At 71.7% G+C, this 26,002-nt stretch carries 23 protein-coding genes; 7 read left to right on the forward strand and 16 right to left on the reverse strand.

Annotated elements, in window-relative coordinates; genetic code table 11:
• The first annotated feature begins 308 nt into the window (after positions 1-308).
• Positions 309-1,952 (forward strand): protein kinase domain-containing protein, encoded by a 1,644-nt coding sequence (locus M8J73_RS19400; RefSeq protein ID WP_055537557.1) that lies wholly within the window; start codon positions 309-311, stop codon positions 1,950-1,952.
• Positions 1,953-2,054: 102 nt separating this feature from the next.
• Here M8J73_RS19400 and M8J73_RS19405 read toward each other — a convergent pair whose 3' ends face one another.
• Positions 2,055-2,597: a bacterial proteasome activator family protein gene (locus M8J73_RS19405; RefSeq protein WP_055537556.1), complete on the reverse strand. Its 543-nt coding sequence runs from the start codon at positions 2,595-2,597 to the stop codon at positions 2,055-2,057.
• 267 nt (positions 2,598-2,864) lie between these two features.
• Between M8J73_RS19405 and M8J73_RS19410 the strand changes: the two genes are divergently transcribed.
• Positions 2,865-3,257 carry a hypothetical protein gene (locus M8J73_RS19410; RefSeq protein WP_249828855.1) on the forward strand — a complete coding sequence of 131 codons (393 nt, stop codon included), beginning with the start codon at positions 2,865-2,867 and terminating at the stop codon, positions 3,255-3,257.
• A gap of 251 nt (positions 3,258-3,508) precedes the next feature.
• On the opposite strand, the gene M8J73_RS19415 is transcribed toward M8J73_RS19410, so the two are convergent.
• A complete protein-coding gene (locus M8J73_RS19415) occupies positions 3,509-4,489 on the reverse strand; it encodes an NAD(P)H-quinone oxidoreductase (RefSeq protein WP_055541174.1) in 981 nt (326 codons plus the stop codon).
• Between the two features lie 294 nt (positions 4,490-4,783).
• On the opposite strand from M8J73_RS19415, the gene M8J73_RS19420 reads away from it, so the two are divergent.
• On the forward strand, positions 4,784-5,806 hold the full coding sequence (locus tag M8J73_RS19420; protein ID WP_055541175.1) for an ATP-binding cassette domain-containing protein: 1,023 nt from the start codon (positions 4,784-4,786) through the stop codon (positions 5,804-5,806).
• Positions 5,803-6,651, forward strand: a complete 849-nt coding sequence (locus tag M8J73_RS19425) for an ABC transporter permease (RefSeq protein WP_055541176.1) — start codon at positions 5,803-5,805, stop codon at positions 6,649-6,651. Before M8J73_RS19420 ends, M8J73_RS19425 begins: the two co-directional genes overlap by 4 nt.
• Positions 6,652-6,711: 60 nt before the next feature.
• On the opposite strand, the gene M8J73_RS19430 is transcribed toward M8J73_RS19425, so the two are convergent.
• The 6 genes from M8J73_RS19430 to pdhA all read right to left on the reverse strand — a co-directional run bounded on the left by M8J73_RS19430 (position 6,712) and on the right by pdhA (position 14,272).
• A complete protein-coding gene (locus tag M8J73_RS19430; protein ID WP_055541177.1) occupies positions 6,712-7,803 on the reverse strand; it encodes a potassium channel family protein in 1,092 nt (363 codons plus the stop codon).
• Between the two features lie 110 nt (positions 7,804-7,913).
• Positions 7,914-9,275 (reverse strand): molybdopterin molybdotransferase MoeA, encoded by a 1,362-nt coding sequence (locus M8J73_RS19435; RefSeq protein ID WP_249828856.1) that lies wholly within the window; start codon positions 9,273-9,275, stop codon positions 7,914-7,916.
• Complete coding sequence (locus tag M8J73_RS19440; RefSeq protein ID WP_249828857.1) at positions 9,272-10,330, reverse strand: DUF6457 domain-containing protein; 1,059 nt, start codon at positions 10,328-10,330, stop codon at positions 9,272-9,274. The genes M8J73_RS19435 and M8J73_RS19440 overlap by 4 nt, the downstream gene beginning before the upstream one ends.
• Before the next feature lie 269 nt (positions 10,331-10,599).
• The gene (locus M8J73_RS19445; RefSeq protein ID WP_055540710.1) at positions 10,600-12,135 is read right to left on the reverse strand and encodes a dihydrolipoamide acetyltransferase family protein; all 1,536 of its coding nucleotides are present in this window, start codon (positions 12,133-12,135) and stop codon (positions 10,600-10,602) included.
• Positions 12,135-13,139: an alpha-ketoacid dehydrogenase subunit beta gene (locus M8J73_RS19450; RefSeq protein ID WP_055540709.1), complete on the reverse strand. Its 1,005-nt coding sequence runs from the start codon at positions 13,137-13,139 to the stop codon at positions 12,135-12,137. The genes M8J73_RS19445 and M8J73_RS19450 overlap by 1 nt, the downstream gene beginning before the upstream one ends.
• Entirely contained in the window at positions 13,139-14,272 is a 1,134-nt protein-coding gene (pdhA, locus tag M8J73_RS19455) for a pyruvate dehydrogenase (acetyl-transferring) E1 component subunit alpha (RefSeq protein WP_099966650.1), read from the reverse strand. The genes M8J73_RS19450 and pdhA overlap by 1 nt, the downstream gene beginning before the upstream one ends.
• A 189-nt stretch (positions 14,273-14,461) precedes the next feature.
• Between pdhA and M8J73_RS19460 the strand changes: the two genes are divergently transcribed.
• A complete protein-coding gene (locus M8J73_RS19460) occupies positions 14,462-14,947 on the forward strand; it encodes an Lrp/AsnC family transcriptional regulator (RefSeq protein ID WP_055542543.1) in 486 nt (161 codons plus the stop codon).
• Positions 14,948-15,063: 116 nt separating this feature from the next.
• On the opposite strand, the gene M8J73_RS19465 is transcribed toward M8J73_RS19460, so the two are convergent.
• Both M8J73_RS19465 and M8J73_RS19470 read right to left on the reverse strand, forming a co-directional pair.
• On the reverse strand, positions 15,064-15,657 hold the full coding sequence (locus M8J73_RS19465; protein ID WP_055542542.1) for a TetR/AcrR family transcriptional regulator: 594 nt from the start codon (positions 15,655-15,657) through the stop codon (positions 15,064-15,066).
• Positions 15,654-17,171 carry a 3-hydroxyacyl-CoA dehydrogenase gene (locus M8J73_RS19470; RefSeq protein ID WP_055542541.1) on the reverse strand — a complete coding sequence of 506 codons (1,518 nt, stop codon included), beginning with the start codon at positions 17,169-17,171 and terminating at the stop codon, positions 15,654-15,656. The genes M8J73_RS19465 and M8J73_RS19470 overlap by 4 nt, the downstream gene beginning before the upstream one ends.
• Positions 17,172-17,318: 147 nt before the next feature.
• On the opposite strand from M8J73_RS19470, the gene paaN reads away from it, so the two are divergent.
• Positions 17,319-19,010, forward strand: a complete 1,692-nt coding sequence (paaN, locus tag M8J73_RS19475) for a phenylacetic acid degradation protein PaaN (protein ID WP_055542540.1) — start codon at positions 17,319-17,321, stop codon at positions 19,008-19,010.
• 128 nt (positions 19,011-19,138) lie between these two features.
• Here the strand turns inward: paaN and M8J73_RS19480 are convergent, their stop codons facing one another.
• From M8J73_RS19480 to M8J73_RS19490, 3 genes are read right to left on the reverse strand one after another with little or no spacing between them, the layout of a single operon-like run.
• The gene (locus M8J73_RS19480) at positions 19,139-19,912 is read right to left on the reverse strand and encodes a TrmH family RNA methyltransferase (protein ID WP_055542539.1); all 774 of its coding nucleotides are present in this window, start codon (positions 19,910-19,912) and stop codon (positions 19,139-19,141) included.
• 19 nt (positions 19,913-19,931) lie between these two features.
• Positions 19,932-21,317 carry an HTTM domain-containing protein gene (locus tag M8J73_RS19485; protein WP_240501727.1) on the reverse strand — a complete coding sequence of 462 codons (1,386 nt, stop codon included), beginning with the start codon at positions 21,315-21,317 and terminating at the stop codon, positions 19,932-19,934.
• Positions 21,314-22,414 (reverse strand): DUF5819 family protein, encoded by a 1,101-nt coding sequence (locus M8J73_RS19490; RefSeq protein ID WP_249828858.1) that lies wholly within the window; start codon positions 22,412-22,414, stop codon positions 21,314-21,316. Before M8J73_RS19490 ends, M8J73_RS19485 begins: the two co-directional genes overlap by 4 nt.
• A 331-nt stretch (positions 22,415-22,745) precedes the next feature.
• Here M8J73_RS19490 and M8J73_RS19495 point away from each other — a divergent pair, with 331 nt between their 5' ends.
• Positions 22,746-23,936 (forward strand): acyl-CoA dehydrogenase family protein, encoded by a 1,191-nt coding sequence (locus M8J73_RS19495; protein WP_055538173.1) that lies wholly within the window; start codon positions 22,746-22,748, stop codon positions 23,934-23,936.
• Positions 23,937-24,031: 95 nt separating this feature from the next.
• Here M8J73_RS19495 and M8J73_RS19500 read toward each other — a convergent pair whose 3' ends face one another.
• The 3 genes from M8J73_RS19500 to M8J73_RS45510 all read right to left on the reverse strand — a co-directional run.
• Positions 24,032-24,361, reverse strand: a complete 330-nt coding sequence (locus M8J73_RS19500) for a rhodanese-like domain-containing protein (protein WP_055538172.1) — start codon at positions 24,359-24,361, stop codon at positions 24,032-24,034.
• A gap of 158 nt (positions 24,362-24,519) precedes the next feature.
• The gene (locus tag M8J73_RS19505) at positions 24,520-25,578 is read right to left on the reverse strand and encodes a J domain-containing protein (protein ID WP_055538171.1); all 1,059 of its coding nucleotides are present in this window, start codon (positions 25,576-25,578) and stop codon (positions 24,520-24,522) included.
• Positions 25,579-25,865: 287 nt separating this feature from the next.
• On the reverse strand, positions 25,866-26,002 hold a 137-nt coding region (locus M8J73_RS45510; protein WP_249828863.1), incomplete at its 5' end, for a DUF2252 family protein.

A 26,002-nucleotide genomic window follows, 5' to 3' on the forward strand; every position in this document is an offset into this window, starting at 1 on the left:
GGCCGGTCCGACTTGGGCGCGCGACCGCCAACGAGGGGGCTCGTGACGGATTCAAGGTGGATTCGGGGATTGACCGGCCATGAAACCCGCCCCGCGCGCACTCGTGCAAGTTCTGTGTACCGGGCGTACGCCCCCTGTAACGCTTCCGCGACGCTTCTTTCGCGTACGGTCACGGAACGGGCACCGCGCTTGACGTGTCAGTGCCCTCGGGCAGACTTGGCCGGGAATAGCACAAAGGATCACCAGGATCACCGATCGCGGACGCCACGTCGAGGGGCTCCGCGCGCGCCGATGGGGGACGCAGGAAGATGAGCCAGGACGCCGCACAAGGCCGGTACGCGGGGCGTTCGCTCGCCGGCGGCCGCTATCAGCTGCGTGACCTGCTCGGCGAGGGCGGCATGGCATCCGTCCACCTCGCGTACGACTCTGTGCTCGACCGACAGGTCGCTATCAAGACACTTCACACCGAGCTCGGGCGTGAGCAGGCCTTCCGCGAGCGCTTCCGCCGCGAGGCGCAGGCCGTGGCGAAGCTCACCCACACGAACATCGTCTCGGTCTTCGACACCGGCGAGGACGACGTCGACGGCTTGACCACGCCGTACATCGTCATGGAGTACATCGAGGGCAGGCCGCTGGGCTCGGTCCTCGACGCGGACATCCAGCAGCAGGGCGCGATGCCCGCCGACAAGGCGCTGAAGATCACCGCGGATGTGCTGGCGGCCCTGGAGATCAGCCACGAGATGGGCCTCGTCCACCGGGACATCAAGCCGGGCAACGTGATGATGACCAAGCGCGGTGTCGTCAAGGTCATGGACTTCGGCATCGCCCGCGCCATGCAGTCCGGTGTCACGTCGATGACGCAGACCGGCATGGTCGTCGGCACCCCGCAGTACCTCTCGCCCGAGCAGGCCCTCGGCCGCGGTGTCGACGCCCGCTCCGACCTGTACTCGGTCGGCATCATGCTGTTCCAGCTGACGACCGGGCGGCTGCCGTTCGAGGCGGACTCTCCGCTGGCCATCGCGTACGCCCACGTCCAGGAGGAGCCGGTCGCTCCCTCCTCGATCAACCGTTCGCTGCCGCCGGCCGTGGACGCCCTCGTGGCCCGCGCGCTGAAGAAGAACCCGAACGAGCGGTTCCCGAGCGCCGAGGCCATGCGGGACGAGTGCCTGCGGGTCGCCGCCTCCCTCCAGCCCGTCGCGCCGAGCATCGTGCCGGGCGCCCAGACGTCGAACGGCGCCGGGGTGTCGTCGGCGGTCTTCCCGCCCATCGACCAGACGGGCACCCCGCAGTCGGGCAGTGTCCAGACGCCGTACCAGCCGCCGTCGACGGGCGGCTTCGGACACCCGACGCCCGCGCCGACCCCCGCCCCGTCGTACGGCTATCCGCAGCAGGGCGGGTACCAGACGCCGCCGCAGACCTCCGCGTACGCGCCGCAGCAGGGTGCGGCCACGCCGCCGCCGTACAACGTCACGCCGCAGCAGTCCTCCCTGTCGGCCGGGCAGTCCGGGGGCGGCAAGAGCAACAAGGGTGTCGTCATCGGCGCGATCGTCGTCTCGCTCGTCGCGATCGGCGGTCTGATCACGGCCCTGTCGCTGAACGGCAAGGACGACGAGGGCGGCAGCGGCGCCAAGGCGTCCTCCTCGCCGACCGTGGTCGAGGGACACAAGGGCCCCGACACGTCGAAGGTCGTCGAGACCACGGAGTGCACGGAGCCGGTGGAGTCCTACAACGACCCCGAGAAGGTCGAACTCCCGGACTTCACCTTCAAGAACATCGACTCGGTGAAGAAGTGCCTCCAGGCCGCGGGCTGGGAGTACGACACCAAGGACGTCAACGAGAACACGTACGGCGAGGGCACCGTCATGGAGCAGTACCCCTCGGCGAACGAGGACGTCGACCCCAAGCAGATGCCGACGATCGTCCTCAAGGTCTCCACGGGCAACCCGGCCTGACACCGGCCGCCCACCGACGGGGGAAGGGCCCGGCACTCCATGTGCCGGGCCCTTCTCGTGCCTACGGTGGGGGGGTGTCTCGGGCCGCGTGGACCCGGGAGGCTAGAGGTACGGGCCGCCCGAGCGGCCGAGCGTGCGGGGGTCGTCGTCGCCTTCGGGGCCGCCGACGCCGGGGGGCAGGGCGCGCCGCATCTGCTCCAACTGGGCCCGGGCCGCCATCTGCTGCGCGAACAGCGTGGTCTGGATCCCGTGGAAGAGGCCTTCGAGCCAGCCGACCAACTGGGCCTGCGCGATCCGCAGTTCCGCGTCACTGGGGATCGCCTCGTCGGTGAAGGGCAGGGAGAGCCGTTCGAGTTCCTCGACCAGCTCGGGTGCCAGCCCGTCCTCCAGTTCCTTGACGGAGCTGGCGTGGATCTCCTTCAGCCGGGCCCGGCTCGCCTCGTCGAGGGGTGCCACCCGCACCTCCTCGAGCAGCTGCTTGATCATGCTGCCGATGCGCATGACCTTCGCGGGCTGTTCCACCATCTCCGTCACGGGAACCTCGCGGGAGTCCTCGTCTCCGCCACCGCCCACCGCCATTCCGTCCTGGCCCACGACCAGGATCTGGGGCTGTTCGGGCGATCGTTCGTTCCTCGGCATCTCCATGCCGCCATTCTCTCGCACGCCTCCACCTCACCACCGTGGTGCCCCCGACGCAGGGTGATCCACCGTTCACGTACGAGGTCCGGACGTTCCGGGGGCGGGCGACGGCACTCTCGGCGGCTCCTGAGGGCTGGCGGGTTGCGCTCCGGGTCAATACGGCCGGCTCGTGGTCGCCGCCGGTCATCGGCAGGGTGAGGCCGAGATGCCGGGGTGTGGGGTGCGTGTGACGCTGAGGTCGTGGTTCCTCGACTCAGGCTCTGTTCGTCGCACGTGACGGGACTGGTCCTCGTCACGGGACTCCTCATGGTCCCGGTGGCGGGCACGGTGCCGTCCGTCCACGCGGCCGTCGAGCCGGCCCCCGGCTCATCCTGGGCGGGCAGCCGCGCGGGAGAGGGCCGGGAGCGCCCGGGACGCCCGGACGCGGGGCTCATGGACCCGGAGGACCTCTACGGGGCCTCCGAGGAGCCGACCGCGGCCCCGGACGACCCTGCGGGCACCGCGACCCCCGAGCCGTCGCGGCCCGCCGCCTCACCCGTCGGCCGAGCGGGCGCCGAAGCCGCCGAGGGACCCGTGCTGGAGGCTCTCGCCCTGGGCGGCGGTCTCATGCTGATGGGCATCGGCCTGGGCCTGGCCTTCGTGGGGCTGAGGATCCGGAGGGGCTGAGGGGGGCGAGGCCGGGGCCGAGGGGGGCGAGGCCGGCCGTTCCGCCACGACGACCGCCACCCTGCACCGCCGGTCCGCGCCGCCACTCAGCCCGCGCACGGCGTGAGCGGCGGCGTCGACAGCGGCCTCCGTACAGCTCGTCGTACGGCGTTCGAGTGGCTTGTACGGTCACTCGTACGGGCCATCCGCCCGCCGGCGCGGAGGAGCCGCCAGCGGGCGGAGGAGCCCCCAGCGGGCACATCGGGGGACGGCTACGGCACCACCAGCACCACCTTGCCCACGTGGCCGCTGTCCTCCAGGACCCGGTGGGCCGTGGCCGCGTCGGGCATCGGGATCTCCCGGTCGACGACGGGGACCACCCGGCCGGCGGCGACCAGCGGCCACACGTGCTCGCGTACGGCCGCGACGATGGCCGTCTTCTCCTCCAGGGGCCGGGCGCGCAGCGAGGTCGCGCTGATGGCGGCCCGCTTGGCAAGGAGCGCCCCGATGTTCAGCTCGCCCTTGACTCCGCCCTGCATGCCGATGATGGCGAGACGGCCGTTGACGGCGAGGACCCGGACGTTGCGGTCGAGGTACTTCGCCCCCATGTTGTCGAGGATGACGTCGGCCCCCTTGCCGTCGGTGGCCTTGCGGACCTCCTCGACGAAGTCCTGCTCGCGGTAGTTGATCAGGATGTCCGCGCCGAGCTCGGCGCACCGGCGGAGCTTCTCCTCGGTGCCGGCGGTGACGGCGACCTTCGCGCCGACCGCCTTCGCCAGTTGGATGGCCATCGTGCCGATGCCGCTGGAGCCGCCGTGGACGAGGAGGGTCTCGCCCGGACGGAGGTGGGCGATCATGAAGACGTTCGACCAGACCGTGCAGACCACCTCGGGCAGCGCGGCCGCCCTGTTGAGGTCGAGGCCGGAGGGGACGGGCAGCAGCTGGCCGGCCGGGACGGTGACCTTCTCCGCGTAGCCGCCGCCCGCGAGCAGCGCGCACACCTCGTCGCCGACGTTCCATCCGGACACACCGGGCCCGATCGCCGCGATACGTCCGGAGCATTCCAGGCCGGGGTAGGGGGAGGCGCCCGGTGGCGGGTCGTAGAAGCCCTGCCGCTGGAGCAGATCGGCGCGGTTCACCGCGCTCGCCGCCACCTCGACGAGCACTTCGCCCTCGCCGGGCTCGGGGTCGGGGACCTCGTCCCACACCAGGGCCTCGGGTCCACCGGGTTCGGGAATCGTGATCGCATGCATGAGGGGACGCTACTCCTCGCCCCTCCGCCTCTCCCAGGGTGCCCGGGGAGTACGCCGACCACGCCGGTCACTCTCTCACCTCGCCCGGCGCGCCCTCGCCACCCGAGGACCCAGCCAGGACCACCGCCGCCGTACGCGGCGGCCGCCGCGACGGCGGAAATAGGGGTGCGTTCGATCCCCGTGGGAGGGACCGTGGAGAAATCACGCCCACGCGGCCGATGAGTTCCGACGGAACCGGCGGTCTCCCCTTGCGTAGCCCCGGACACGAGCCCTGTACGCGGAAGGATCTCAGACATGAGCGCACAGACATCCGGCCTCGCGATCGAGACCGCGGGTCTGGTGAAGACGTTCGGCGAGACCCGGGCCGTCGACGGCGTCGATCTCGCCGTGCCGGCCGGCACGGTCTACGGCGTCCTCGGCCCGAACGGCGCCGGCAAGACCACCACGGTGAAGATGCTCGCCACCCTGCTGCGACCCGACGGCGGTGAGGCCCATGTCTTCGGTCATGACGTCGTCCGCGAGGCCGACGAGGTACGCGGCAGGGTGAGCCTGACGGGGCAGTACGCCTCCGTGGACGAGGACCTGACCGGCACCGAGAACCTGGTGCTGCTCGGCCGTCTCCTCGGCCACGACAAACGGGCGGCGCGGCTGCGCTCCGAGCAGCTGCTGGAGGCCTTCGGGCTGAGCGAGGCCGCCGGCAAGCAGGTCAAGCACTACTCGGGCGGCATGCGACGCCGGATCGACATCGCCGCGTCCATCCTGAACACCCCGGACCTGCTGTTCCTCGACGAGCCGACGACCGGTCTCGACCCGCGCAGCCGCAACCAGGTGTGGGACATCGTGCGCGCGGTGGTCGCCCAGGGCACGACGGTGTTGCTGACCACGCAGTATCTGGACGAGGCGGACCAGCTGGCGTCCCGGATCGCCGTGATCGACCGCGGCAAGGTGATCGCGGAGGGCACGAAGGGCGAACTGAAGGCGTCCGTGGGGGCCGGTTCCGTCCATCTGCGGCTGCGGGACGCCGCCCAGCGCCCGCAGGCCGAGGACATCCTGCGTCTCGCGCTCGACGCCGAGGTGCAGCGGGAGCCGGACCCGGTGGCGCTGACGGCGCGCGTGGGCGGCGGATCCGCCAACGGCCAGGGTGCCGCCGAGGCCGCGGCCCGCGCCCTCGCCGAGCTGGCCCGCGTCGGCGTCGTCGTCGACAACTTCTCGCTGGGGCAGCCCAGCCTGGACGAGGTGTTCCTCGCCCTCACCGGACACGACACGAAGGCCCACGACTCCCACATCGTCGAGAAGAAGGACGAGGCGGCGGCATGAGCACCGCGACCAGCACCGACAGCAAGGAACTCGCCCCCGTCAGCGCCGAGTCGCTCGCCGCGCTGCTCATCACCAAGGAGCGCCCGCCGCGGCCCAGCGCGCTGTCCGCGTCGCTGACCTTCGGCTGGCGGGCCATCCTCAAGATCAAGCACGTCCCTGAGCAGCTGTTCGACGTCACCGCTTTCCCGATCATGATGGTGCTGATGTACACCTACCTCTTCGGCGGTGCCCTGGCGGGCTCCCCGAAGGAGTACATCCAGTTCCTGCTGCCGGGCATCCTGGTGATGTCGGTCGTGATGATCACGATGTACACCGGTGTCTCGGTCAACACGGACATCGAGAAGGGGGTCTTCGACCGGTTCCGCTCGCTACCGATCTGGCGGCCGTCGACGATGGTCGGCTACCTCCTGGGCGACGCCCTGCGGTACGCCATCGCGTCCGTGGTGATGCTCACCGTCGGCCTGATCCTCGGCTACCGCCCGGACGGTGGCGTCGTGGGTGTGGTCGCCGGGGTCGCGCTGCTCATCGTCTTCTCGTTCGCGTTCTCGTGGATCTGGACGATGTTCGGGCTGATGCTGCGCACCGAGAAGTCGGTGATGGGCGTCAGCATGATGGTGATCTTCCCGCTGACCTTCCTGTCCAACGTCTTCGTCGACCCGAGCACCATGCCGGGGTGGCTCCAGGCGTTCGTCAACAACAGCCCGATCACCCATCTCGCCTCGGCGGTGCGCGAGCTGATGGCAGGCGAGTGGCCCACGGCCGAGATCGCCTGGTCGCTCGGCTGGTCCGCCCTGTTCGTGCTCGTCTTCGGGCCGATCACGATGCGGCTGTACAACCGCAAGTAGCGGTCACGCCATGAGGGCGCCCCCGGGAAGCATGTCCCCGGGGGCGCCCTCATGGCATGGCTACGGCAGGTGCTTGGTCTCGGGGGTGATCTTTGTGCTCGGTGTGGCGCGGACGATTGTGATGAGCCGGTCCGTCAGCTGGAGTTCACCGATCGACGGGTCGTCGTAGCCGAGCACCCGGTGGCCGCGCAGCACGCTGACGACCAGGTCCTCCGTCTCCCGTACCTTCCGCCCCACCTCGGCCTTTATGACGGGCCGTTCGACGATGTCGAGGCCGCTGCCCTGCTGGATGAGGTCCTCCATGACCATGCCCGCGGCGGGGCTGAGCACCGAGAGACCGAGGAGCCGTCCGGCCGCGCTGGCACTGGTGATGACGACATCGGCCCCGGACTGCTTCAGCAGCGGCGCGTTCTCCTCCTCCCGTACCGCGGCCACGATCTTCGCGCCACGGTTCATCTGGCGCGCGGTCAGCGTGACCAGCACGGCGGTGTCGTCCCGGGCGGTGGAGATGATGATCTGCCGCGCCTTCTGCGCCTCGGCCCGCAGCAGCACATCGCTCCGGGTCGCGTCCCCGACGATGCCCGCGTATCCATCGGCCGTCGCCGCCTCGATCACCTTGGAGCTGGGGTCGACGACGATGACCTGCTCCTTCTTCAGTCCCGTCGCGCAGACGGTCTGGATCGCCGACCGCCCCTTGGTCCCGAAGCCGACGACAACGGTGTGCTCCCTCAAGGCCGCCCTCCAGCGGTTCAGTCGCCATTCCTCGCGCGTGCGCTCCGTGAGGACCTCCAGCGTGGTGCCGACCAGGATGATCAGGAACAGCACGCGCAGCGGTGTGATCACGAAGATGTTGGTGAGCCGGGCGGCGTCACTGACCGGGGTGATGTCGCCGTACCCAGTGGTGGAGAGGGTGACGGTGGCGTAGTAGAACGCGTCCAGCAGGTCGACGCGGCCGTCCGAGTTGTCGTTGTAGCCGTCGTGGTCGGCATAGACGATGAACGCCGTCGCGACCAGGACGAGCAAGGCCATCGCCAGCCGCTTGCCGACCTGGTGACTGGGGCGCTCGACCTCCCTCTTCGGCAGCTTCACCGGATGCGTCACATGACGCTCGTCCGCCCTCCGGGCGATCACGTCATAACCCGGCAGTTTCACGTGAAACACTCCCCGCTTCCCCGTACATCCCCTGGCCCCACTACGCCTTATGTGCCCTTTGTTTCACGTGAAACCCTCGCGCCCTCACGTCAGTTGGGTACAAGGATGTTTCACGTGAAACACACCTGGATTCCCGCGGTCGCCCAGGGCAGGTCGAGCAGCTCCAGCTCCTGACCGGGACGGGCACCGCCGGGTGGGACGACGGCAAGGGCATCGGCGGTGGCGATGCCGCGGAGCATAGCGGGACCGTTGTAGTGCAGCGGTACGGCGTCGTCACCGCGCAGGGCGACCGGGATGAGCCGGGTGTCGTACGGGTGCCCGTGCACCGCCTCCCTCAGTGGCATCCCGTACCTCTCGGGCGCGGCCCGTCCGGCCAGGGTCCGCAGAAGGGGCTCGGCAAGGGTGAACAGCCCCGAGACCGCGGCCAGGGGGTTGCCCGGCAGGCCCACGAGATGCTGGTTCTCCCTGGTGCGGGCCAGCAGCATGGGGTGGCCGGGGCGCACCTTGACCCCGTCGACGAGGAGTTCGGCATCGAGGCGGCGCAGTGTGGGGTGCACATGGTCGACAGGTCCGGCGGCGGTACCGCCCGTGGTGACGATCAGGTCGGCGGAGGAGGACCGCACGGCCTCGTACAGGGTGTCGGCGGCATCGCCGAGTCGGCGTACGGCGGTGACCTCGGCGCCGAGCGCACGGAGCCAGGACGGCAGCATCGGGCCGAGGGCGTCACGGATGAGGCCCTCGCGCGGAAGTCCCTCGGTGAGCAATTCGTCGCCCAGGACGAGCAGTTCCACGCGGGGGCGCGGCAGCACGGTCAGGGTGTCGTACCCGGCGGCCGCGGCGAGGCCCAGGGCGGCGGGGGTGAGCAGTGTGCCGAGCGGCAGCAGTTGGTCGCCGCTGCGGCACTCCTGGCCCCGGGGACGGATGTCCTGACCGTGCGCCATGTCCCGGGTGGCGTGCAGCCGGCCCTGCTCGTCGGTGCGGCCGTGTTCACTGCGCAGGACGGCGGTGGTGTCGAGCGGGACGCGTGCGCCGGTGGCGATCCGGACCGCCTCGCCGTCGGTGAGCCGCTCGGGCTCGGCGTGCCCGGCCAGCACGCCGTCCTCCCGGACGGCCCAGGGGCCGGGCCCCGCGACCGCCCAGCCGTCCATCGCGGACGTGTCGAAGGAGGGCAGATCGGTGAGGGCGGTGAGAGGGGCGGCCAGCACCAGACCGAGGGCGTCCTCGACGGTGACGGAGAGCGGGGAGCGGCGTCCGCGGGAGCGGGCGGCCCGTTCGGCGACGGCGCGGGCCTCGGGCCAGGGGGTGGCCCGGTGGTGGGCGTCCTTCTTCGCCCGGTGCGCGGCGGGGCGGCCGTCGGCCGGGGTGCCGTCGGCGGGGCGGGGGGCGCGCGGCCCTCGGGCTGGCCTGTCGTTGGCCACGGCCAGCGCCTCCTCCACATCCACGTCGAGTGCCTCGGCGTCCTGGGCGGTCATCCGGCGTCCGGGGCGGAGTCGGGGGCGCCGGACCCGGTGGCCGAGGAGCCGGGCTTGGCGTCCGAGGAACCGGGCTTGGCGTCGGACGCGTCGGCGCCGGTCTCGTCGGCCCAGCCGAGAGCCAGGGCCGTGGCCTTGTGGGCGGCCTCGGCGACCGCTTCCGGGCCTCCCCCGGCCTTCGCGGCCGCGTAGCCGACGAGGAAGGTGGTCAGCGGGGCCGCGGGCCTGGCCACGTTGTGGGCGGCATCACGGGCGAGGTCGAGCAGCTCTCGGGTGTCGACGTCGAGATCGATGCCCAGCTCGTCCTTGACTGCGGAAATCCATTCATCCAACACGTGGCCATGCTCCCTGATCCGTGCGCGGGCGGCGGCGATGTCGTCCCAGGTGTCGCAGTCGAACGACGCAAGGGGGTCGGTGATACGGGTGAGGCGGAGCGCCCCGACCAGCCGCCGCAGGGGCAGCCCGGCCGTCCCCCCGTGCTCGGCACGGAGCCGCGCCAGCTCCCGGCGCAGTGCGTCGGCCCGGTACGCGGCCACGAGGGGCTGATCGCGGCCCTCGGAGTCGGTGACGAGGACGCCGTCGGCGGGAGCCGGGGCGGGCGGGGAGCCACCGGGGGCTCCGGTGGGCGGGGCCGTGCCGCCGGTGCCCTCGACGACATCCGGAGCCGCCCCGTGCGGCGGCACGGCGCTGCCGCGAAGGGTGTCGAGCAGCCGCCGTACCGTCTCCCCGGCGAGGAAGGGCAGGTCTGCGGAGAGGACGACGACGTACGGGGCGGTGGTGCGGCGGAGCCCGGCGTCCAACGCGGCGAGGGGGCCACCGCCGGGGGGTTCCTCGCGGGCCCACAGCACGGGACGGGCGGTGGGTCGGGGATCGGCGACGACGACGATCGTCCGCGCCCCCGCACAGGCGGCCAGCACCCGGTCGAGCAGGGCCCGTCCGCCGACGCGCACCCCGGGCTTGTCCGCGCCGCCGAGCCGCCGGGCGGCACCCCCGGCGAGCACGACGGCGTCGTACCCCTCGGTACCGGGGCCGTCCGGCGGCTCGTACGCGGTCATCCCCCGAGTATGCGTGCCCATGCGATCACAGGGAACGCGGGGACGCCCGGTGATCCGGGGGGACGCCGGACACGTCACCGGAGACGTCAGGTGATGCCGGGGGACGCCAGGGACGTCAGGTGATGCCGAGGGAAGCCCGGTGATGCCCGAGGACGCCGGGCGAACAAGGCCGCTCGCGAAGGTCGCCATCGGGAGACCCGTGCGACGACGACGGAGGCCGCCGACGCCGGAGGCGGGGTCGGCGGCCTTCGACCGGGCAACGTACGAGGTCAGAGCGTGCGCAGCAGCACCGCCGGCTGTTCGACGCAGTCCGCGACGTAGCGCAGGAAGCCGCCCGCCGTGCCGCCGTCGCACACCCGGTGGTCGAAGGTGAGCGAGAGCTGCACCACCTGCCGTACCGCCAGCTCGCCCTGGTGGACCCATGGCTTCGGAACGATACGGCCGACGCCGAGCATGGCCGCCTCGGGGTGGTTGATGATCGGCGTGGAGCCGTCGACGCCGAACACGCCGTAGTTGTTCAGCGTGAAGGTGCCGCCGGTGAGCTGGGCGGGGGTGAGCGTCCCGGTCCGCGCGGCCTCGGTGAGCCGGGCGAACTCCGCGCTGAGCGACTCCGCGTCCCTCGCGTGGGCGTCCCGTACGACGGGCACGACGAGCCCTCGTTCGGTCTGCGCGGCGAACCCGATGTGCACCTGGTCGAGGCGCACGATCTCGCGGGCCTCCAGGTCGACCGTCGAGTTGAGCTCCGGGAAGCGGGCCAGCGCGGCGGTGCAGATCCGGGCGAGCAGCGCGAGGAGGGAGATCTTCGGGCCGCCGGCCGCGTTCATGGCCCTGCGGGCATTCATCAGTTCCGTCGCGTCGGCGTCCACCCAGCAGGTGGCGTCGGGGATCTCGCGCCGGCTCCGGGAGAGCTTGTCGGCGACGGCACCGCGCACACCCCGCAGCGGGACACGGGTGCCGGCGGCGCTCTCGGCTCGCGGGGGCACCGCGACGGGCACCCCAGCGGACACCGGGGCAGGCTGTGCGACGGCCGTGGGGGCGGCCGGCGAGGTCACGACACCGGCGATGCCGGCCCGCAGCGCCTGCTCCACATCGGCCCTCATGATCAGTCCGTCGGGGCCCGAGCCACGCAGTTTCCGCAAGTCCAGCCCGTTCTCACGGGCGAGACGGCGGACGAGGGGGGAGATCACGGGCACGGGACCGTCGCCACGCACCGGGTCAGAAGCGAACGGAGTGGCGTCGGTGAGCGCCCTTTCGGCGACCACGGCGGACACCCCACCGTTCGCCGCCCCACCGGCGGCCCCCGCCGAAGCAGTCGGAGCCGTCGCACGGGTCGAGGCCGTCGAAGCCGCCGGAGTCGTCGAAGCCGCGGGAGTCGTCGAAGCCGCCGGACTCACCGGAGTCGTCGGCCGTACCCTTCTGCGGCGCTTCGGCGCCTCCGAAGTGCCGTATCCCACCAGCACGTTCCCGGAGCCCTCGGCCTTCCCCGCGGAGTCCGCCCCCTGCGCGGCGGCCGCACCCTCTGCGGCACCCGAGGAGCCCGCGGACCCGCCGGCGACGGGGGCTCCCACCGCCACTGTCAACAGCGGCGCCCCGACGGGCAGTTCCGTGCCCTCCTCGCCGAAACGGGCGGTGACGACACCGCCGTAGGGGCACGGCACCTCGACCATCGCCTTGGCCGTCTCGACCTCGACGACGGGCTGGTCGATGGCGACGACATCGCCGACCTGGACCAGCCAGCGGACGATCTCCGCCTCGGTGAGCCCCTCACCGAGGTCGGGCAGCTTGAACTCCAGGACCTGTGCCATCAGTTCTCCGCCTCCCACTGCAGCCGTCCGACCGCGTCGAGGATCCGGTCGACGCCGGGCAGGTGGTGCCGCTCCAGCATCGGCGGCGGGTACGGGATGTCGAACCCGGCGACGCGCAGCACGGGCGCCTCCAGATGGTGGAAGCAGCGCTCGGTGACACGGGCCGCGATCTCGCCGCCCGGCCCGCCGAAGCCGCCGGACTCATGGACGACGACGGCCCGCCCGGTGCGCCGTACGGACGCGGCGACCGTCTCGTCGTCGAAGGGCACCAGCGAGCGCAGATCGACGACTTCGAGGTCCCAGCCCTCGGCCGTGGCCGCCTCGGCGGCCTCCATGCAGACGGGCAGGGACGGGCCGTAGGTGATGAGCGTGGCGCTGCGGCCCGTGCGGCGCACGACCGCACGGCCGATCGGCTCGACGGCCTGCGGTTCCTCGGGGTTCCAGGAGTCCTTCGACCAGTACAGGCGCTTGGGCTCGAGGAAGACGACGGGGTCGTCGGAGGCGATGGCGGCGCGCAGCAGCCCGTAGGCGTCGGCGACGGTGGCGGGGGTGACGACATGGAGACCCGGGGTCGCGATGTAGTACGCCTCGGAGGAGTCGCTGTGGTGTTCGACGCCGCCGATGCCGCCGCCGTAGGGGACGCGGATGGTGATCGGCATCGGCATGGCTCCGCGCGTGCGGTTGCGCATGCGGGCGACATGGCTGATGAGCTGCTCGAACGCCGGGTAGGCGAACGCGTCGAACTGCATCTCGACGACCGGCCGGAGCCCGTACATCGCCATGCCGACGGCCGTGCCGAGGATGCCCGCCTCGGCGAGCGGGGTGTCGGTGACCCGGTCCTCGCCGAACTCCTTCGCGAGTCCGTCGGTGACCCGGAACACCCCGCCGAGGGTGCCGACGTCCTCGCCCATGACGTGCACCGTCGGGTCGGCGGTCATGGCGTCCCGGAGGGCCCGGGTGAGCGCCTGCGCCATGGTGGCGGGCTTGAGAGCGACGGTGGTCATCAGTGCGCCCCTTCTTCTTCCGCCGCCAGCTCGGCCCGCAGCAGGGCCTCCTGCTCGCGCAGTTGGGGGGTGGGCTCGGCGTATACATGGGCGAAGAGGTCCATGGGGTCGAGCACGGGGTCCTGGTTCATGCGCTCGCGCAGATCGGCGGCCATCGTCTCGGCGGCGTCGCGGGCGGCCTGGATGCCGGCCTCGTCGATGAGGTCGCGCTCGGTCAGCTCCCGCTCCAGGAGCGTGATGGGGTCGTGGGCGCGCCAAGTCTCCACCTCGGCGTCGCCGCGGTAGCGGGTCGCGTCGTCGGCGTTGGTGTGGGCGTCGATGCGGTACGTCACGGCCTCGACCAAGGTGGGGCCGCCGCCCGCGCGGGCGTGGGCGACGGCCTCGGCGAGCACCTGGTGCACGGCGGCCGCGTCGTTGCCGTCGACCAGGCGGCCCGGCATGCCGTAGCCGACGGCCTTGTGGGCGAGGGACGGGGCGGCGGTCTGCTTCTCCAGCGGCACGGAGATCGCGAAGCCGTTGTTCTGGACGAGGAACACGACCGGTGCCTGCCAGACGGCGGCGAAGTTGAGCGCCTCGTGGAAGTCGCCCTCGCTGGTGCCGCCATCGCCGACCAGGGCGAGCGCGACCACGTCGTCGCCCTTGAGGCGGGCGGCGTGCGCGAGGCCCACGGCGTGCGGGAGCTGGGTGGCGAGCGGGGTGCACAGGGGCGCGACGCGGTGCTCGTGCGGGTCGTAGCCGGTGTGCCAGTCACCGCGCAGCAGCGTGAGCGCCTGCACGGGGTCGAGGCCACGGGCGACGGCGGCGAGCGTGTCGCGGTAGCTGGGGAAGAGCCAGTCGCGCTCCTCGAGGACGAGGGCGGCGGCGACCTCGCACGCCTCCTGGCCGGTGCTGGACGGGTACACCGCGAGCCTGCCCTGCTTGGTCAGGGCCGTGGCCTGCGTGTTGTACCGCCGACCCCGCACCAGCTCCGCGTAGAGGCGGCGCAGCAGCGCGGGGTCGACGTCGGCCGCCGAGTCGGTACCGAGCACGCGGTACGGACGCTCGTCGGGCAGCAGGGGCGCGGGGTCGGTGCGGGGCTGCCAGGCGGGGGGCGGTGTCGGATGGTACGCACCCCGCTGCTCCATGACCGTCATACGGCACCTCCTCGTGGGAGTGGCTCAGGGACGCGGCACGGTTGTGACACGTCTCACCTACCGATTGTTCGGTCGATGACGCATTTTGGCTACAGGCACCCCAAGGCTGTGGACAAACGGTTCTGCACAGCCTCAAATGAACGCAACACGTCCATGGCAGAGAGGTGGGGGCACATGGCAGCTGAACAAATGGCCGAGCCGCCGGAGCACGGCCCGGCCCTGCCGCCCCCCAGGCCGCTGGACGCCATAGATCAGGACATCCTGCGCATGCTCCAGGCCGACGGCCGCGCGTCGATACGGTCCGTCGCCGAGCGGGTCCATGTCTCCCGGGCCAACGCCTACGCACGTATCAACCGCCTCATCGAGGACGGCGTGATCCGCGGTTTCGGGGCGCGCGTGAACCACGAACGCGCCGGAAAGGGCACGTCCGCCTACATCACGCTGAAGATCGTGCAGAACTCCTGGCGCACCGTCCGCGAACAGCTGCGCCAGCTCCCCGGGGCCGCCCACATCGCCCTGGTGGGCGGCGACTTCGACGTCCTGCTCCTGGTGCACACGGCGGACAACAGAGCCCTGCGCGAGGTCGTCCTCACCAAGATCCAGGGCATCCCGGAGGTCCTGAGCACCCGCACGCTGCTGGTCTTCGAGGAGGAGCACGTCGAGCCGGAGGGGTGATCGGCAGCCGGAGCGGTGATCGGCGCACACCCCTAGGCGTACACGCGCGGGCGCCCGCCCTCCTCACAATCGGGCGCGCGATCGACAGACGGTGATGAAATCCGGTCGAATGACGGTCAGTCGCGCTGGGCGCGCAGCCCCGAGAAGACCAGTTGCGCCACCGCTTCGGACACCTCGCGCTCGCCCATCCCGCGCCCGTCCGGCCGGTACCACTCCACGATCGAGTTGATCATCCCGAAGACCAGCCGGGTCGCCAGCCGCACCTCCACATCCCCGCGCACGTCCCCGTCGGCGGCCGCGGCCTTCAGCAGCTCGGCGACCCGGTGGTCGAAGTCGCGGCGCCGCTCCAGCGCCCAGCGCTCGGTGTCGGTGTTGCCGCGCACCCGCAGCAGCAGCGTCACGTACGGCAGCTCGCCGATGAGGACCTCGACCATGCGCCGGACCACGTGCTCCAGCCGCTGAACGGCACGCCCCACGCGCGCGGGTTCCTCGTCGAGGATCCCGAACAGCTCGTCCAGCGCCCGGCTCACCGCCCGCCGCAGCAGCTCCTCCTTGCCGCTGACGTGGTGGTATATCGACGACTTGGAGATCCCGGCCGCCCGGGAGAGATGCTCCATGGACGTGCCGTCGTAACCCCGCTCGATGAAGACCTGCACGGCGACGGAGAGGAGCGTCTCCGGGGTGTACGTGTCGCGCTTGGCGGTGGTCATGAGGAGGTCCCCTCCCGCTTGTCGGAGGCGTAGGCGTGGCGGTACAGCGCGAGGGACGGCGCGTAGCGCCCGGAGGGGTCGCGCAGATGCAGGTCGTCGAGGAGTGCGTACGCCCAGTTCCGGCCCAGCTTGCGGCCCCATTCGAAGGGACCGAGCGGGTAGTTGACCCCGAGCCGCATCGCGGTGTCGATGTCCTCCTCGGTCGCCACTCCCTTGGCCACGGCGTCGTGCGCGAGGTCGACGATCCGGGCCACCGTGCGGGCGACGATCATGCCGGGGGCGTCCCCGATGACGCTGACGTCCTTGCCGAGCGCCTGGAAGAGCCCGATGGCCTCGGTGAGCGTCTGCGACGAGGTGTCCTGGGACGCCGACAGGGCGATCCGGGTGGCCCGCCGGTAGTCGAGCGCCAGGTCGAAGTAGACGACGTCGCGGAACTCCACGGAGGTCTGCCCGTCCGCGAGCGCCAGCTGGCCGCCGCTCGGCAGGACCAGCCGCGTGCCGTGGTCCTCGTCCTCCTCGCGCACACCGATGCCGGCCTCCCGGATCAGCGCGAGCAGCTCGGAGGCGGGCCCCAGGTCGCCCTCGACGACGACGTACGCGGGCGCCCGGGCGGGTTCGGCGGTGTGCGGCTCGGGGCGCTCGGCGCCGTCCGCGTGGTCGTACCAGCCCTGGCCCGTCTTGCGGCCGAGCCGGCCGGACTCGACGAGCCGCCGCTGGGCCAGCGAGGGCGTGAACCGGACGTCCTGGAAGAACGCCTGCCACACGGAGTGGGTGACGGACTCGTTGACGTCCTGCCCGATGAGGTCGGTCAGCTCGAAGGCGCCCATCCGGAAGCCGCCGCATTCCCGCAGCACCGCGTCGATGGTGGCGGGGTCGGCGGCCTGCGACTCGTACACCGCGAAGGCCTCGGCGTAGAACGGCCGTGCGATGCGGTTGACGATGAAGCCGGGTGTGTCGGCACAGGCGACCGGCGTCTTGCCCCAGGCGCGGGCCGTCTCGTACGCGCGCGTGGCGGACGTGACGTCCGTGGCGAACCCGGAGACGACCTCGACCAGCGGCAGCAGCGGCGCCGGGTTGAAGAAGTGCAGGCCGACGAGGCGTCCGGGGTTGCGCAGGGCGCCACCGATGGCCGTGACGGACAGGGAGGAGGTGTTGGTGGCGAGCAGGCAGTCGTCGTCGACGACGTCCTCCAGCGCCCGGAACAACTCCTGCTTCACATCGAGGCGCTCCAGGACGGCCTCGACGACGAGGGCGCAGTCCGCGAGGTCGGCGAGGTCCCGCGCGGCGTGCAGCCGGGCGCGGGCGGCGTCCCGGTCGCCGGCGGTCAGGCGGTCCTTCGCCACGAGGCGGTCGAGCCGGGCGCCGATCGCCTCGGCAGCCTCCTGGGCACGGCCGGGCATGGCGTCGTACAGGCGTACGGGGTGGCCGGCGACCAGCGCGACCTGGGCGATGCCCTGGCCCATGGTGCCGGTGCCGACGACGGCCACGGGGCTGCTGAGGTCGAGTCCTGTCATGTGCGCGATCCTCCCGCACGGGGTTGTCCACAGATGCGGCGGACCCCCTTGTCCCGACCGATCGTTCGGTTACTCTAACTCTGTCCTCCTGTCGCTGCCCAGGTCAGGTCTCGACGCAGAGTCCCTGACGTGAGGAGTTGGTCACGCATGGCCGCCGAACTGTCCGCGCACGACCTGATCGCCAAGCACCGGCCCACGCTCGACCAGGCGCTGGAGGCGATCCGCACCCGCGCGTACTGGTCACCCCACCCCGAGCACCCCAAGGCGTACGGCGAGAACGGCAGCCTGGGCATGGCCGAGGGCAAGGCCGCCTTCGACGCACTGCTCGGCACCCGCCTCGACCTCGACCAGCCCGGCACCGACGACTGGGTGGGCGGCGAGACCTCCCCGTACGGCATCGAACTGGGCGTCACCTACCCGCACGCGGACGTCGACACGCTGCTGCCCGCCATGAAGGCCGGCCAGCGCGCGTGGCGCGACGCGGGCGCTCAGGTGCGCGCGGTGGTGTGCCTGGAGATCCTCAAGCGGATCAGTGACCGCACCCATGAGTTCGCCCACGCCGTCATGCACACCAGCGGCCAGGCGTTCATGATGGCGTTCCAGGCCGGCGGCCCGCACGCGCAGGACCGGGGCCTGGAGGCGGTCGCCTACGCGTACGCCGAGCAGGTCCGCACCCCCGACGAGGCGGAGTGGACCAAGCCCCAGGGCAAGCGCGACCCGCTCAAGCTGGACAAGCGGTTCAAGGCCGTCCCGCGCGGCATCGCGCTGGTCATCGGCTGCAACACCTTCCCGACGTGGAACGGCTACCCGGGCCTGTTCGCCTCCCTCGCCACCGGCAACGCGGTCCTGGTGAAGCCCCACCCGCGCGGGGTCCTGCCCCTCGCGCTCACCGTGCAGGTGGCCCGCGAGGTGCTCGCCGAGACCGGCTTCGACCCGAACCTGGTCGCGCTGGCCGCCGAGCGCCCCGGCGAGGGCATCGCCAAGACCCTCGCCACGCGCCCCGAGATCCGGATCATCGACTACACGGGTTCGACGTCGTTCGGTGACTGGCTGGAAGCCAACGCCCGCCAGGCGCAGGTCTACACGGAGAAGGCCGGCGTCAACACGGTCCTCGTGGAGTCCACGGACAACTACAAGGGCATGCTCTCCAACCTGGCCTTCTCCCTGTCCCTGTACAGCGGCCAGATGTGCACCACCCCGCAGAACCTGCTGATCCCCCGCGACGGCATCACGACCGACGAGGGCGCCAAGTCCTACGACGAGGTCGTCACCGACCTCGCCAGGTCCGTCGGCGGTCTGCTCGGCGACGACGCCCGTGCGAACGCCCTGCTCGGCGCCATCGTCAACCCCGACGTGAAGGCGCGCCTGGAGGCCGCCGCCGGCCTCGGCGAGGTCGCCCTCGCCTCCCGCGAGATCGTCAACCCGGAGTTCCCGGACGCCGTCGTCCGTACGCCGGTGATCGTGAAGCTCGACGGCACCAAGCCCGACGACGAGGCCGCGTACATGAGCGAGTGCTTCGGGCCGGTGTCCTTCGCCGTGGCCGTCGACTCGGCGGCGGACGGCGTGGAGCTGCTGCGGCGGACGATCCGCGACAAGGGCGCGATGACCGTCGGCGCGTACACCACGTCCGACGAGGTCGCGGGCGCCGTCGAGGAGGTCTGCCTGGACGAGTGCGCGCAGCTCTCGCTGAACCTCACGGGCGGGGTCTATGTGAACCAGACAGCGGCGTTCTCCGACTTCCACGGCTCCGGAGGCAACCCGGCGGCCAACGCGGCGCTGTGCGACGCGGCGTTCGTCGCGAACCGCTTCCGGATGGTCGAGATCCGCCGCGAGGCATAGCGCACACCCGTTCGACACGTGGCCCGGCGTCCCTCAGGGGAGGCGCCGGGCCACGTGTGCTCGGACGGTCCACGTCAGACGGCCATGTGAGCTCAGGCAGGGCACGCGCGCTTGGAGGGCACCCGTGCTCAGACCGCGCCCATGCTCCAGTGGTAGAGCGTCATCGCCACGCTCGTCGCCAGGTTGTAGCTGGACACCTGCGGGCGCATCGGCAGGGACACCAGATGGTCGGCGCGCTCCCGCAGTTCGGCGGAGAGCCCACTGCGCTCGGAGCCGAAGGCGAGCAGCGCGTCGTCGGGCAGCTTCAGGGCCCGGATGTCGTCCCCTTCGGGGTCGAGGGCGAAGAGCGGGCCCGACGGCAGGTCGGCCACCTCCAGCCGCTCCACGGCGGTCGCGAAGTGCAGCCCGGCCCCGCCGCGCACGACGGTGGGGTGCCAGGGGTCCAGCGTGCCGGTGGTGACCACCCCGGTCGCGCCGAAGCCTGCGGCCAGCCGGATCACGGCCCCGGCGTTGCCCAGATTGCGGGGATTGTCGAGCACGACGACGGGCGCGGTGCGCGGGGTGTGCGCGAGCGCCGCCAGATGGGTCGCGCGCGCGGGGCGCACGGCCAGGGCGGCGACAGCCGTCGGGTGCGGGCGCGGCACGAGCGTGCGGTACGTCTCCTCCGGCACCTCGGCGAGCAGCACGGTCAGCGACTCCCGCACGTCCGGTGCCAGGTCGTCGGCGAGCGCCAACACCGCAACTCGGTCGACGGTGACCGCCACCGGGATCTCCGCCCCGAAGCGCAGGGCGTGCTTGAGGGCGTGGAAGCCGTCGAGCAGGACGGAGGTGTCGGCGAGACGGCGCCAGGTCCGCACCGGATCGCCGTCCCCGTGCACCGGTCCCGCCTGGGGCGCGCTCATACCGCGCTCACCGGATCGTTCATGCGGTGAAGCCTACGTGCGCCTGCTCGGCCGTCTCCTTCTCCGGAGGTGGCGCCCCCTTGTCGTACTGACCGGGTCGACTGCGGCCGCGCCCGAGCGGCACCCGACGCACCACACCGTCACGCGCGCGTGAAGCCCAGCCGCCCAGGCGCTTCAGGAACGACGTCGGCAGGAACACGGCGTCGGCGGCGATCATCGCGAGCGAGAAGAACGGCAGCCCGAGGACGAGCGCGATCGCCGCGTGCTCGGTCATCATCACCGCGAGCAGGACATTCTTGACGCGCCGGTTGAACAGCGTGAACGGGAAAGCGACCTGCGCGATGACCGTCCCGTACGTCACCAGCATCACCATGGTGCCGCTCGACGTCATCAGGTCGGAGAGCGCGGGCCAGGGCGAGAAGTAGTCCAGGTGCAGCGGGTAGTAGACGGCCGTGCCGTCCTGCCAGCGCGAGCCCTGGATCTTGTACCAGCCGGCCGTCGCGTAGATCAGACATGCCTCGGCCATGATCACGACGAGGGCGGCGTTGTGGGCGAGGTTGCCGACGATGTCGAGCAGCACGCGGGGCCGGATGTCCGACTCGATCCGGCGGACGGCCCACCACACGCCGTGCACCACCCACAGTCCCCAGAAGATGGTCAGCCAGCCGCCCCCGAATCCGCCGGGGACCAGACCGCCGAACGTCGCCACGAGCAACACGAAGCCGAGCGCGCACCACAGCAGGGGGCCCACACGGTCCGCCCGCGCCGCAGCATCCCGCTCCAGCCCCTCCATGCCTTCCCGCTCCAGGTCTTCCCGCTCCAGGCGCTCGCGCGTGCGCCGTTCGCGCCGGGCATCCAGGGACCAGACCTGGCCGCAGCGGAGGAACACCAGATAGATCGCCATGAGGTGGATGACGTTGTCGCCGCCGTCGCCCATGAACACGCTGCGGTTCTGCAGCGACAGCACGCCCACCATGAACAGCACGCTCGCGGTTCGGGTGCGCCACCCGAGCAGCAGCATCAGGCTCGACAGCACGGCGAGGGCGTAGACGATCTCGAACCACACCATGCCGTCCGACCACATCAGGGTCGTGAACGCGCCGTTGCTCGCGATCAACTCCTGCGCGAGGTCCCAGCTCCACGGCCCGTCCGGGCCGTACAGCTCGCGCCGGTGCGGGAACTCGCGCAGCAGGAACAGCAGCCAGGTCCCGGCGAAACCGATCCGGACGATCGCGCTCTGGTACGGGCCCAGCGCGTTGTCGGTGACGCGGGCGATCCCGGAGCCGATGAGCGTGGTGAGACGGGCCAGCGGCCCGCCGACCGGACGCGTCCCGAGGGCAGGGCCAGTGGGGTTGGTGGGGCTGTTGGTGCTGCCAGCGGGCCCGGCGGGGGTCGTGGGGCTCATTCGGCGGTCGCCTCCGTGCGGTCGCGGTCGGTCACCGACCACCAGGACAGCTCCCGGATGACGGGCTTGTCGGACACCTGTTCCTCGCTCCACTCGGGCGCCGGGACATTGGTGGTACGGGACCGGACCTGTATGCGCTCGACGACCCCACCGGAGCCGCCGGCCCGCTCGCCGTCGAGCTCGCGGTCGAGGCGCATCACCACGATGCGGCGCAGATAGCGCTCGGACAGCTCACCGCGTGAGCTCGTCGCGCGGTTCTCGGTGTCGTGCGTGGAGACATAGAAGTCCCAGGCGCGACGCAGCTCGTTCTGGTCGGTGTGGCTGGGCATCAGGTTGCCGTCGATGGCGGCCCCGTCGAGCGCGGAGAGGTCGTACCAGCCGGTCTCACGGAAACCGCCGCCCGGCTTGCGGACCTGCGCCCGGACCTGCACGGCGATGTTCTGCTGCAACGGGTTCGGCGCGAACAGCTTCCAGTTCTGCTCGAACTCCGGGTACACCCAGTCGTCCACCGCCTGACCATGCTGCTTCGTCATCGTGTTCGAGGGCGCCACATGCAGGAACACCATCCCGACGTGCACACAGGCCACCACGGCCACGACAGCCAGCACGAGCGCCACGACGATCTGGTACGGCAGCGAGAGCGCGGCTATGCCGGACGCGGCGGGGGGCGGCTGCGGCGGGCAGAGGGCGTCGTCCGAAGGCGGCGAGGCGTGCGGGGTGTTGTACGGAGGGGGCGGGGTCTGCGGACGCTGCCGCGCAGCCCACGCCGGAGCACGAGCCGGAACAGGCGCGCGACCGATGCGGTCGGACTCGACAACCGGGGCAGGGTCGGCATCCGGGGCGGGGTCGGCATCCGGGGCGGGGTCGGCGTCCGGGCCGAAGTCGGTATGCGGGACGGAGCCGGTTTCCGGGGCGGGGCCGGTTTCAGGGACGGGTGGGGAAGCGGGAGCAGGTGTGTCGGCGTTCGCGTTCGCGTCCGCATTCGCGTCGGCGCCATCGCCACGGTCGGCGGTCGCGTCGCCCGGGACTATGGAAGCGGAGCCCTCGGGCTCGTCCGGCCCGCGCCGGGCGTTCGAGACCTCGTCGTACGCGTCCATTCCGCCCCGCTCCCCGATTCCCACTCCCGGTCCGTTTCCCCACCGGAACTTACTCAGCCGCGTGCATCCGGCACAGTCCCGGTGGCCACAGCAGTCACATCGTCACACCGATCAGACGGCACCCACGAGGTTATCCACAGCCTCGGACACCTTACGGCGCCGTGCTCCACCGTTGAGGTCAGCAGCCGACGCAGCAGGAGGTGAGCAGCCGAACCGTCCGGACCTTCACCGACTCACAGCCGGCCCCTCTCCGGTCGCTCACGTCATTCCCTTCTTCTAGAACCTGTTCTATCTTGACGCCCCGTCATCGGCGACACGGAAGGGCGGAACCGTGGACTTCACCTTCACCGAGGAGCAGCAGGCGGCGGCCGAGGCGGCGAGGGCGGTGTTCGCCGGGGTCGCACCGGACGGGGTGCCGAGCCCCTCGCTGGTTCCGGGAGCCGTGGCCGACGACTTCGACCGGGCCCTGTGGACACGGCTGGCCGACGCGGACCTGCTCAGCCTCCTGCTGGACCCCTCCTACGGCGGCTCGGGGCTCGACGCGATCGCACTGTGCCTGGTGCTGCGCGAGTCGGCGAAGGTCCTGGCCCGGGTGCCGCTGCTGGAGAGCAGCGCGGCCGCCGCGACCGTCCAGGCGTACGGCAGCGAGGAAGCGAGGGCCGACCTGCTCACCCGGGTCGGCCGGGGCGAGGTCGTCCTGAGCGTCGCCGCACACGGCCGCACCGGCCACGACCCGGCCGAACTCGCGGTCACCGCCCAGCGCGACGCCGACGGGGCGTGGGTCCTCGACGGAGTGCAGACGGCGGTGCCCTGGGCATACAACGCCGACTACATCGTCGTACCGGCGACGGCCGTGGCCGGGGGCGCCGGGCTCACCGAGGCCCAGCACACCGCCATGGCACCGGTCGGCACCGACCGTGTCCTGCTCGCCCTCGTCCCCCGCGTCCACGAGGGCGTGGTCCTCGCCGAGCAGATCTCGACGGCGGGTGAGCGGCTCGCCGAGCTGCGGCTGGACTCCGCCCGGATCCCCGCACGGGACGTCATCGACGCGGACGGCGCCTGGGAAGGGCTCCGCGAACTGTTGACCATCGGCACCTGTGCGCTGGCCCTCGGGCTGGGGGAGGGGGTCCTCACCATGACCGGTGAATACGCCGGCAAGCGGGAACAGTTCGGGCACCCGATCGCCTCGTTCCAGGCCGTCGCCGTCCAGGCCGCCGACCGGTACATCGACCTCCGCGCCATGGAGGCCACCCTGTGGCAGGCCGCTTGGCGCATCAGTTCCGGAGCGACAGGTGCTCTGCCCCCGGCCGGGGACGTCGCCGTGGCGAAGATCTGGGCCTCGGAGGGCGTACGGCGGGTCGTCCAGACCGCACAACACCTGCACGGCGGCTTCGGCGCCGACGTCGAGTACCCCCTGCACCGCTACCACGCCTGGGCCAAGCACCTCGAACTCTCCCTCGGCCCGGCAGCGACCCACGAGGAGTTCCTGGGCGATCTACTGGCAGCGCACCCCTTGGGCTGAGCGCCGCCCACCCACTGAGCCGAGCGCCGTGCACACCGACCAAAAGGGGCGCGCGAAACAACCGCGCGCCCCTGACCCTGGAAAGCTCTCCGAACCTAGAGAACGAACCCGCTCTCACCCTTGTCGTCCACCACCGGCCGCCCTGCGGCCGCCCAGACCTGCATCCCGCCGTCCACGTTCACCGCGTCGATGCCCTGCTGGACCAGGTACATGGTGACCTGTGCCGAACGCCCGCCCGAACGGCAGATCACATGAACCCTGCCGTCCTGCGGCGCTGCCTCGGTCAACTCGCCGTACCGCGCCACGAACTCGCTGATCGGGATGTGCAGCGCCCCTTCGGCATGACCCGCCTGCCACTCGTCGTCCTCCCGGACGTCGAGCAGGAAGTCGTTGTCCTTGAGGTCCCCGACCTCGACCGTGGGCACACCAGCTCCGAAATGCATGCGTACGACGCTACCCGACCGCACGCCCCCACACCGCCGCCGTACCTCACCTACTCGCGACCTACTCGCGTCGCCCGGCTTCCCCGGCGTGGCCACCCTGACCACCCTGCCGTCAGGGACCCTCCTGACCGCCCTGAAGCTCAGGAGCCCTCCTGACCGCCTTGGCCGACATGCCCCTCGTCGCCGTCCTGGTCACCGTGCCCCACCTGCCCGACCTGACCGCCCTCGCCGAGCAGCCCCGCCAGTTCCGCCTCCCGCTGGGCGACCTCCGTCAGCAGCTGTTCGGCGATCTCGTCGAGAAGGCGGTCGGGGTCGTCCGGGGCGATGCGGAGCATGGAGCCGATGGCGCCCTCCTCCAGTTCGCGGGCGACCAGGGTGAGCAGTTCCTTGCGCTGGGCCAGCCATTCGAGGCGGGCGTAGAGCTCCTCGCTGCGGCTGGGCCTGCGCTCCTCCGGCACGGGACCCGCGGCCCACTCCTGCGACAGTTCCCGCAGCAGCGTCTCGTCACCCCGTCCGTAGGCCGCGTTGACCCGCGATATGAACGCGTCGCGCCGCTCGCGCTCCTTGTCGTCCTGGGCCAGATCGGGGTGGGCCTTGCGGACCAGCTCGCGGTAGAGCCGGCGGGCCTCGTCGCTGGGTCGCACCCGCTCCGGGGGCCGCACGGCCTGGTCGGTGAGCATGGCCGCGGCCTCCGGGAACAGGCCCTCCGAGTCCATCCAGCCGTGGAACAGCTCCTCCACGCCCGGCATGGGCATGACCCGCGCCCGTGCCTCCTGCGCCTTGCGCATGTCCTCGGGGTCACCGGTCCGTGCGGCCTTGGCCTCGGCGATCTGGGCGTCGAGCTCGTCGAGCCGGGCGTACATCGGTCCGAGCTTCTGGTGGTGCAACCGGGAGAAGTTCTCCACCTCGACCCGGAAGGTCTCCACCGCGATCTCGTACTCGATCAGCGCCTGCTCGGCCGCCCGCACAGCCCGCTCCAGCCGTTCCTCGGGCCGCTCACCCCCGGTGCCGTCACCGGGCGCCGCACCTCCGGCCGAAGCGGAACCCTCGGCCGCGCCCGCACCCTGGGCGGAAGCGGAACCCTCCGCGGCCTCCGCGCCCTCGGCGGAAGCGCTCTCGCCCCGCCCCGGACCCCCAGCGGGCTCCACGGGCTCGGCGGGGTGCTCGGACTGGGTCTGATCGGCTTCCGGGCTCGTCACCCGACCCAGCCTAGGCCACGACTCCGAGCGCCACCGAGCCCACCCGAAGGCACCCCGCCCGACCGGGAACGACGAGACCGAACAGCCCACACCGACGCGACCAAGCCGAGAACCGACCAGAGAAATCAACCCGAGTCGACCGCACCCTTCACGCCGGGAATCAACCCGCGCCAGCCGCACCTCCATACCGGGAATCAACCCCGGGCCGACCGACCCTCCGAGCCGAAAGTCAACCCCAGCCGACCACACCCGCTACCGCCCGCCGAGCCCCCTCGCCCCGGCCCTCGTCACACCCCGGCCTCGGCCTCGATCCGCCCGGCCCGTATCGCCGCCACCAGGTCCGCGTGGTCCGCCTCCGTACGGTCGGCGTAGGTGACGGCGAACGTCGCGACGGCCTCGTCGAGCTCCTCGTTCTTGCCGCAGT

Origin of the sequence: Streptomyces neyagawaensis, from assembly GCF_023516595.1 — a bacterium.
GTDB classification, from domain to species: Bacteria; Actinomycetota; Actinomycetes; order Streptomycetales; family Streptomycetaceae; genus Streptomyces; species Streptomyces neyagawaensis.